This is a genomic window from Arthrobacter sp. Hiyo1 (assembly GCF_001263615.2).
Taxonomy (GTDB): domain Bacteria; phylum Actinomycetota; class Actinomycetes; order Actinomycetales; family Micrococcaceae; genus Arthrobacter.
Genome location: NZ_DF952474.1, coordinates 271,311 through 276,670, shown reverse-complemented (window position 1 = coordinate 276,670; position 5,360 = coordinate 271,311). Strand labels below are relative to the sequence as shown.

The 5,360-nt window shown below is 64.8% G+C and carries 6 protein-coding genes; 1 reads left to right on the top strand and 5 read right to left on the bottom strand.

The window, feature by feature from the left end:
- Positions 1-570, bottom strand: a 570-nt coding sequence (locus AHiyo1_RS18610; protein ID WP_059389538.1) for a GNAT family N-acetyltransferase, incomplete at its 3' end; no start/stop codon positions are given.
- A 146-nt stretch (positions 571-716) separates the two neighbouring features.
- Between AHiyo1_RS18610 and AHiyo1_RS18605 the strand changes: the two genes are divergently transcribed.
- Positions 717-1,661, top strand: a complete 945-nt coding sequence (locus AHiyo1_RS18605) for an endonuclease domain-containing protein (protein ID WP_059389537.1) — start codon at positions 717-719, stop codon at positions 1,659-1,661.
- A 92-nt stretch (positions 1,662-1,753) separates the two neighbouring features.
- Here the strand turns inward: AHiyo1_RS18605 and AHiyo1_RS18600 are convergent, their stop codons facing one another.
- The 4 genes from AHiyo1_RS18600 to AHiyo1_RS18585 all read right to left on the bottom strand — a co-directional run.
- Positions 1,754-2,617, bottom strand: a complete 864-nt coding sequence (locus AHiyo1_RS18600; RefSeq protein ID WP_059389536.1) for a 3-hydroxyacyl-CoA dehydrogenase family protein — start codon at positions 2,615-2,617, stop codon at positions 1,754-1,756.
- Positions 2,618-2,619: 2 nt separating this feature from the next.
- Complete coding sequence (locus AHiyo1_RS18595; RefSeq protein WP_059389535.1) at positions 2,620-3,420, bottom strand: enoyl-CoA hydratase/isomerase family protein; 801 nt, start codon at positions 3,418-3,420, stop codon at positions 2,620-2,622.
- The gene (locus tag AHiyo1_RS18590; protein WP_059389534.1) at positions 3,420-4,643 is read right to left on the bottom strand and encodes a thiolase family protein; all 1,224 of its coding nucleotides are present in this window, start codon (positions 4,641-4,643) and stop codon (positions 3,420-3,422) included. The genes AHiyo1_RS18595 and AHiyo1_RS18590 overlap by 1 nt, the downstream gene beginning before the upstream one ends.
- A 130-nt stretch (positions 4,644-4,773) precedes the next feature.
- Positions 4,774-5,360: pentapeptide repeat-containing protein (locus AHiyo1_RS18585; protein ID WP_059389533.1), on the bottom strand; the 587-nt coding region annotated here is incomplete at its 5' end.

Here is a 5,360-nt window from a genome sequence, read left to right as displayed (position 1 = left end):
CTCGAGCCCGGTGCGCACCGCGGGCCACTCGTGTTCGAGGATGGAGAACACCACCGTGTCTCGGAGCACTCCGTCCAAAGTCCGCGAATGGTTCCGGAGGACGCCGTCCTGCTTCGCGCCCAACCGTGCGATGGCCTCCCGGGACTGGTGGTTGAGCCAGTGCGTGCGGAATTCGACGGCTGGGCAGCCAAGGGTTTCGAAAGCATGCCGCAGGAGCAACAGTTTGGAATCCGGGTTGCTCCCGCTGTCCTGTGCCGAGGCGGCGTTCCACGTGGAACCGATCTCGACACGCGGAGTGGCGGCGTCGATGTTCATGTAGGTGGTCATGCCGATGAGCTTGCCGTTCGCCTTCAATCGGGTGGCGAATGGCAGCATGGATCCTTGCTCCTGCAGCCCGAGCCGGCGGTCGATCTCCGCGGCCATGCCCTCCGGCGTCGGGACCGAGGTATACCAGAGCTTCCACAGCTCGCCGTCTTTCGCGGCATCCACCAAGCCGTCGTGGTGCTCGGGGCTAAGGGGTTCCAAGGTTACGAAGCGACCGTCCAGGGTCACGGGTGCAATGTGAGTCACCCAGCCAGCCTAACTGACCCAACTGGCTCGCATTTGTTGTCGTTTTGGCGGCTGTAAACGACAACAACTGCGAGTCAGTTGGGCTGCCGGGGCAATTGCCTGTGGATAACTAAATATGGCGTTCCAGGATTTGCAACGATAGGGCGATGAGGACCCCGCAACCCTTGCCGGCGCTGCTGGCCGGCGCCCCGTTCACCTTTCAAGAAGCGCTCGACGCCGGTGTGAGCCGGCGGCGGTTGCGGCACCGATCGCTCCCCTCGCCAAGCCGGGGCATCAGGATTCCGGACCACGCATTGGTTCCCGGGCAGGCGACGGACGTCGGTTTCATCCGGCCTTTCACCGCGGTGACCGAGTTCTCGGCCGCGTCTCACGCCACAGCCTTCGGTTTGTGGTCGTTCCCGGGGTTCCTGCCAGGCAGCGATGATCCGCGCATCCATATTTCGCGTCCGGACACCATGGCCATTCCTCGACGAACCGGGGTGGTTGGGCATGTGGGGCAGTTCTTCGACGACGAAATCACCAGTCTTGACGGTCTGTTGATCACCACGCGCACCCGAACGTGGCTTGATGTGTCCCAGAAGATGAGTGTGGATGAACTGACGGTTGTGGCCGACCATTTAGTGCGGAACCCCCGGCCGGAGTTCGAAGGCCGGACAGAGCCGTACGCAACATTGGAACAACTGGCCGACATGCTGGACCGGCACAAAGGCACGCCTGGAATCCGCAAGGCCCGTTTGGCACTCGAACAGGCACGGATCGGCTCGGACTCGGCACCCGAAACCCGGCTCCGGCTGGCCCTCGAAAACGCCGGACTGCCCGAACCGCAACTGAACGTGGCCGCCGAGCTAGGCGCCGGCGTCGTACGTCAACCGGACCTGGCCTATCCGGAACACCGGGTGGCGGTCGAATACGACGGCGAGCCGCATTCCGAGCCGGCCCAGATAGTCCGGGACATCGCCCGCGAAGAGGATTTCGCCCGTGCCGGCTGGCACTTGGTGAGGATCTCCAAACGGCACATGGAGAACGACGCACGGTCCGCCGTCGCGAAAGTCCGTGCCGTGCTCCTGGACCGAGGCTGGACACCCAAGTGACGGTTCGCCCCCCCCCAAGTAGCTCGCAGTTGTTGCCGTTATGGGGCCTCAAAACGACAACAAATGCGAGTCAGTTGGGAGACACGGAAGCGCTAGTCAGTCCAGTCGAAGAAACCCTTGCCGGTCTTGCGGCCCAGCTCGCCGCGGGCAACCTTGTCGCGCAGGATCTGCGGCGGGGCGAAGCGCTCCCCCAGCGTCGAATGCAGGTACTCGGCGATGCCCAGGCGCACATCCAGGCCCACGATGTCCGTGGTCTTGAGCGGTCCCGTGGGGTGCTTGTAGCCGAGCACCATGGCCGCATCGATGTCCTCCGCGGAGGCCACGCCTTCCTCCACCATGCGCATCGCCTCGAGTGCGATCGCCACGCCCAGCCGCGAGGAGGCAAAGCCTGGCGCGTCATTGACGACGACGGCGGTCTTGCCGAGTGCCTCGGTCCAGCTTTTCGCCGTGGCGGCGAGCTCCGGTGAGGTCTCCTTGGCCAGGACCACTTCGATGAGCGTGGAAGCCGGGACCGGGTTGAAGAAGTGCAGGCCCACGAAATTGCCAGGCCTCCGAAGTTGCGAAGCGAGGCCGGTCACGGAAAGGGACGAGGTGTTGGAGGCCAGGAAGGCGTCAGCGGAGAGGTGCTCCTCCACAGCCTTGAGGGACGCAACCTTGAGTTCGTAATCCTCGGGCACGGCTTCGACCACGAGCCCGCAGTGCACGAAGGAGTCGTAGTCGGTTGAGGTGCTGAAGCGGGACAGGGCTTCTTCGGCTGATTCCGTCAGGGTGCCTCGGGCGGCGGACTTGGCCACGGCCTCGGCAACGCGAGCTTGCGCACCGGCGGCGGATTCGTGGTCGCGTTCGACGACGATCACGGTGGCGCCCTTGATCAGGAAGGCGTGGGCGATGCCGGCGCCCATGCGGCCACCGCCGAGGACACCGACAACATGCGGGATAGCGGGCGTTGCTGTCATTTTCAGGTCCTGTCTGGGTTGTCGCTGGACGGGTTGTCGCTGGATTGCTTGGCGCTCTTCTTGTCCAGGAACGCCTGCATGCGGTCGAACTTGGCTTGCGATTCGAAAAGCATGCCTTGGGCCAACGTGTCGATCACGGGGTGAGCCTCGGCCGGAGCGTGGAACACGGACTTGGTGATCCGCACGGCCAGGGGGTCCTGCCGGCCGATCCGGTCGGCAAGGTTGTGGGCCGCTTCCATCAGCACGGGAGCTTCATGGATCTGGGTGATCAGATTGATGCGAAGGGCTTCCTCGGCACGGAGGACCGCCCCGGCCAAGAGGATTTCCTTGGCGATCGGCTCCCCCACGAGTTCCTTCAGGCGCCAGGTTGCACCGGCCGCCGCCATGATGCCCAGTCCGGTTTCCGGGTTGCCGATGCGCAGGCTGGGCGTGCCGATGCGGAAGTCCGCGGCGTAGGCGAGTTCGGCTCCGCCACCCAGACAATAGCCGTCCAGGGCCGCGATGACGGGCATGGGCAGCTTCGCGATCCGCACGAAAATGGTGGAATTGATGCCGCGCAGGGCGTCGTCACGGCGACGTTCCCTCAACTGGCCGATGTCCGCACCCGACGCAAAGACGCCTTCGACGCCGGCAATGATCAGGATTTTGGGCTCTCGCTCAAGGTGCTCGCACACCTGGTGGAGTTCGTCCACCATCTGCTGGTCGATCGCGTTGCGGACCTCCGGTCGGTTCAGCAGCACCGTGACGCGGTCCTCGCGTTCCTCGATGAGCAACGTTCCGAATTCCTCGGGGTTCAACGCCATTACATGCCTTCCAGGAGAATGGCGGCGCCCTGCCCGACGCCGATGCACATCGTCGCGAGGCCGATCTTACGGTCCGCGGTGCCCAGCTCGCGTTCCATGCGGCCCAGCAAGGTGATCGCGATGCGCGAGCCGCTGGAACCGAGCGGGTGCCCCAACGAGATCGCACCGCCGTCGAGGTTCACGATGTCCGGATCCAGGCCCAAGCGCCGCATGCTCGCGAGCGATTGCGTCGCGAAGGCTTCATTGAGTTCGACGGCGCCAAGGTCGCCGACCGTGAGTCCCGAACGGGCCAGGATTTTCTGGGAAGCCGGAACCGGGCCGATACCCATGATTTCCGGTTCGCAGCCGGCCGAGCCGCCGTCGATGATGCGGGCCCGCGGGGTGAGGCCGAACTTTTCGATGGCGGCCTCGGACGCAACGATGATGGCGGAGGCGCCGTCGTTGAGCGAGGAGGAGTTGCCCGCCGTGACAACGGATCCGCCGGCAACCACTGGACGGAGCCCGGCGAGGACCTCCATGGTGGTTCCCTCGCGTGGGCCTTCGTCCGTGTCCACCACGGTTTCGCCCTTGCGGGTCTTCACGGCAACCGGAACGATCTCTTCCTTGAAGCGGCCGCCGGCGATGGCAGCAAGCGCGCGTTCGTGGGAGCGGACGGCGAAGGCATCGGCGTCTTCCCGGGAGATGCCGTCCACGCGGGCGACTTCCTCGGCAGTTTCCGGCATGGAATACGTCATCTTGCCGCCGCGGGACAGCTCTCCCTTGGTGAAGAGGGGATTGGCGAAGCGCCAGCCGATGGACGTGTCGAAGATCTGGCCCGGTTTGGCGAAGGCTGTGGTGGGCTTCTCCTGTACCCATGGGGCCCGGCTCATCGATTCGACGCCGCCCGCCACCACGATGTCCGCAGCACCGGCCTTAATCATGTGGCTGGCCATGATGATGGCGCTCATTCCGGAGGCGCACAGGCGGTTGACCGTGATGCCGGGGATGTGGAGGGGCAGTCCCGCCAGAAGGGTGGCCATGCGGGCGACGTTGCGGTTTTCCTCGCCGGCGCCGTTGGCGTTGCCCAGGATGACTTCATCGATGGCGTCGGGGTCGACGCCGGCACGGGCCACGGCTTCGCGGACCACGAGGGCTGCCAGGTCATCAGGCCGGACCGCGGAAAGCGCGCCGCCGTAACGGCCTACAGGGGTGCGGGCACCGCCAACAAGAAAAGCCTCGACCATGAGAACATCCTTCGCGAAGGGAGCGGGGTCGGCGAATAATTTACCGACCGTTCGTTCTATAAAGATTACACGGCGCCGCGCGCCGGTCAACCGTCGCGCGGCATACCGTCACCTAGCGGTCAACTGTCACTCAGACCACCCGGATACCCAGGTGTCCGGCCAACAAGGGTGCCAGGAGGCTGAGCTGGTAATCGTCAATGACCACCCCGGACAGGCCGCCGAGTCCATTGATCATCCGGAAGTCCGAGCCCCGCAGGTCCACATCCTTGAGCTTGGCCCCTGAGACATCCAGCGTCCCGATGGTGCAATCCTTCAGCACCATGCGCGTCGCGGTGCAAGACCCGAGGTCGAGCTCGTTGATGATGCAGCCCGTGATCACCACGTCCGTGAGTTTGGATCCACGCAAGTTCAGGAAGTCCAGCTTGCCGCCGTCGATCTTTACCGAATGCCAGGCACCCTCGTACATCTCCGCTGAACCCCACCGCGGGTTGCTGATCTCCACTTCGCGCCACGAGGTGCGTGCGGCCGTGAATACCGGCGCGTAGGGCTCATTCAGGATGCAGTCCCGGAACGTCGCGCCGCGCAGTTGTGCCTCGTTGAAGGAGACCCCGTTGAATTCACACTCGATGAAGTCCGCCCCGCTCAGCTCCGCGCCGTCGGCCACCGCGCGGGTGAGGCGGACGCCGTCGTACCGTTCACCGCGCTGGAAATCCGGGG

Excerpts from the sequence above, each read along its gene's own strand:
- AHiyo1_RS18605 (WP_059389537.1), top strand. The coding sequence starts at position 717 with ATGAGGACCCCGCAACCCTTGCCGGCGCTGCTGGCCGGCGCCCCGTTC.
- AHiyo1_RS18600 (WP_059389536.1), bottom strand. The coding sequence starts at position 2,617 with ATGACAGCAACGCCCGCTATCCCGCATGTTGTCGGTGTCCTCGGCGGT.
- AHiyo1_RS18595 (WP_059389535.1), bottom strand. The coding sequence starts at position 3,420 with ATGGCGTTGAACCCCGAGGAATTCGGAACGTTGCTCATCGAGGAACGC.
- AHiyo1_RS18590 (WP_059389534.1), bottom strand. The coding sequence starts at position 4,643 with ATGGTCGAGGCTTTTCTTGTTGGCGGTGCCCGCACCCCTGTAGGCCGT.